General features: G+C 39.0%; 1 protein-coding gene and 1 pseudogene. Both read left to right on the forward strand.

Translation table 11 applies throughout. The features are described 5' to 3' along the window. Positions 1-136 precede the first annotated feature (136 nt). Positions 137-559 (forward strand): annotated as a pseudogene (locus O9290_RS24250) (type 2 periplasmic-binding domain-containing protein); the annotation flags it as partial. 82 nt (positions 560-641) lie between these two features. After that, positions 642-3,266, forward strand: a complete 2,625-nt coding sequence (locus O9290_RS24255; protein ID WP_288056689.1) for a DNA polymerase III subunit alpha — start codon at positions 642-644, stop codon at positions 3,264-3,266. The last annotated feature ends 140 nt before the right edge of the window (positions 3,267-3,406 follow it).

Here is a 3,406-nt window from a genome sequence, read left to right on the forward strand (position 1 = left end):
TATAGAGACAGACATTACCGCGATTTTTGTCAATTGTTTGCGATCTAGAGCGAACTAATCAATTAAATCTCTTGCCAGATAAGGATTTAGTCGATTTATGCCCCCATATCGAACCATACCAAGTCCCGAAGAGCCGGAAAATGTTGATAAAATAGATATTAATAACACTTTAGCGGCAGTTGCGATCGCCTATATTCCCCACACCACCACCGATAGTATTATTCGTTATATCTATCCTCTGGCTAATTGGCAAGCTGTCAGCGATCGAAGTGAGGCAGTGGCAAAATTACAAAGGGGAGAAGTAAACGCAGTGGTTAGTGATGGAATTCTTCTACTGGGGGAACTCGTTAAACAAGGACAGGATCCGCGACAATTTGTGCTACTACCCAGTCAACCGATTACCACCGAACTTTATGGCTGTATTTTACCCAAAAACGATCCCGAATGGAAAAAATTTGTTGATACTGTTGTCGGCAGCAATGATAACCAGAAACTGCGAGAACAATGGTTTAATTTAGAAGAAAGTTCTTTCCCCTATAGGATTCTCAATCAACCCTAAAAATAGACTGTAATTGCTGAAAATTAAAAGTAAGTAAATTCTGTTTTTTTTCTTTTTCCTTGTCACTTTTTTCTGAAAAATTATGTCTTTTGTCGGTTTACATATTCACAGTGATTATAGCTTACTTGATGGTGCTTCCCAATTACCGGCACTAATTGATCGAGCGATTGAATTAGGACAACCAGCGATCGCTTTAACCGATCATGGAGTCATGTATGGTGCGATCGAATTAATTAAAACCTGCCGTAATAAGGGAATAAAACCAATTATTGGCAACGAAATGTATATAGTCAATGGCGATATTGAAGTCAATCTTCGCCACCGAAAATATCATCAAGTTGTTTTAGCCAAAAATACCCAAGGCTATAAAAATCTAGTTAAATTAACAACTATTTCTAATCTGAAAGGTATTCAAGGTAAAGGTATTTTTGCTCGTCCTTGTATCAATAAAGAGTTACTCCAACAATACCACGAAGGATTGATAGTTACCAGTGCTTGCTTGGGTGGAGAGATTCCCCAAGCGATTTTAGCTAATAACAGGAAACTGGCTAAGGAAACCGCTAAATGGTATAAAAAACTTTTTGGTGATGATTTTTATTTAGAAATTCAAGACCACGGTTCTAAAGAAGATCGGATTGTCAATGTAGAAATAGTTAAAATTGCTAAAGAGTTAGGAATTAAAGTAGTTGCTACTAACGATTCTCACTTTATTTCCTGTTACGATGTAGAGGCCCACGATGCCTTGCTTTGTATTCAAACTGCCAAGTTAATTACTGAAGACAAACGCCTCCGTTATAGCGGTACAGAATACTTAAAATCTGCTGATGAAATGCGTTTACTTTTCCGTGATCATCTGCCCGAAGATGTGATTGAAGAAGCGATTAATAACACCTTAGAAGTAGCAGAAAAAGTCGAACCTTATAACATATTTAATGAACCAAGACTGCCTAATTATCCAGTTCCTGCGGGACATACTGCTGATAGTTATGTAGAAGAAATTGCTTGGTTAGGATTACTAGAAAGATTAAAATGTCCTTCTCGTCACGAGATTGAGCCTGTTTACAAAGAAAGGCTTGAATACGAATTAAAAATGCTACAGAAAATGGGATTTTCTACCTATTTTCTCGTCGTTTGGGACTATATAAAATATGCTAGAGATCATGATATTCCCGTCGGTCCAGGACGCGGTTCTGCGGCGGGTTCTTTGGTAGCATATTCTTTAAAAATAACCAATATTGATCCCGTTCATCACGGTTTATTATTTGAGCGTTTTCTCAATCCTGAACGGAAATCTATGCCTGATATTGATACGGATTTCTGTATCGAGAGACGGGATGAAATGATCCAATACGTCACGGAAAAATACGGGGAGGCTAATGTTGCCCAAATCATTACTTTTAACCGCATGACATCAAAAGCTGTCTTAAAAGATGTGGCGCGGGTGTTAGATATTCCCTACGCCGAATCGGATAAAATGGCGAAAATGATTCCCGTTTCTCGCGGTAAACCCACACCTTTAAAAGTGATGATTTCCGATGAAACTCCCGAACCAGCGTTTAAAGAAAGATACGATACGGAACCCCATGTGCGTCATTGGTTAGATATGGCAATTCGTATCGAAGGTACTAACAAAACCTTCGGAGTTCATGCTGCGGGAGTCGTCATTTCTTCCCAACCTTTAGATGAAGTGGTTCCCCTCCAGAAAAATAATGATGGGGCGGTAATTACCCAATATTTCATGGAGGATTTAGAATCATTGGGATTGTTAAAAATGGACTTTTTAGGGTTAAGAAATTTAACCACTTTGAAAAAAACCGCCGATTTAATTAAACAAAATCAGGGCATAGATATCGATCTTGATCAATTGCCTTTAGATGAAAGAAAAGCCCTGCAAATTCGGGCTAAAGGGGAACATAAAAAACTACCTCCCGATATTCTCAAAACCCACGGATTACTAGAAGAAGGGGATTTAGAAGGTATTTTCCAGTTAGAATCATCGGGGATGAAACAGATCGTTAAAGAGTTAAAACCATCGGGTATTGAGGACATATCTTCAATCTTAGCACTCTATCGCCCCGGACCTTTAGATGCGGGATTAATTCCTCTCTTTATTGGCAGAAAACACGGTAGAGAACCCATTCGTTATGATCATCCTTTATTGGAACCAATTCTTAAGGAAACCTACGCAGTTTTAGTCTATCAAGAACAGATTATGAAAATGGCGCAGGATTTAGCCGGTTATTCTCTAGGAGAAGCGGATCTATTGCGTCGGGCAATGGGTAAGAAAAAAGCCTCCGAAATGCAGAAACAAAGGGAGATGTTTATCGATGGTGCTGCTAAAAATGGTGTGGAAAAAAGAATCGCTGAAAATCTCTTTGAACAGATGGTAAATTTTGCCGAATATTGTCTGGGAGGTGAGACGTTAATTTTAACTGAGGAATACGGATTATTACCAATTGCTAAAATTGTGAGCGAAGAAATTAACTGCACTGTTTATACTGTAGATAAAAATGGTTTTGTTTATAGTCAACCAATCTCTCAATGGCACGAGCGAGGTTTACAAGAAGTCTTTGAATACACCCTAGAAAATGGGCAAACTATCCAAGCAACCAAAGATCATAAATTTATGACTAGCGACGGAGAAATGTTAGCCATAGATACAATATTTGAGCGAGGTTTAGATTTAAAATCCTCTGATTTTTCCTAAAAACCAAACCCCCCAATCTTGTCGGATTGAGGGGTAGGAAAGAATAATCCTGGCATCGAGCTATTGTCCCGGTCGGCAACCCGACAAGTATCTTGGCCACGGTGAAGTTTCACAACCGAGTTCGGGATGGAATCGGAGTG

The sequence above is a fragment of the Microcystis sp. LE19-41.2A genome (genome assembly GCF_027530405.1).
Lineage (GTDB): Bacteria > Cyanobacteriota > Cyanobacteriia > Cyanobacteriales > Microcystaceae > Microcystis > Microcystis aeruginosa.

What these genes read in the sequence shown, in the direction of transcription:
- O9290_RS24255 (WP_288056689.1), top strand. Translation starts at nt 642, where the DNA reads ATGTCTTTTGTCGGTTTACATATTCACAGTGATTATAGCTTACTTGAT.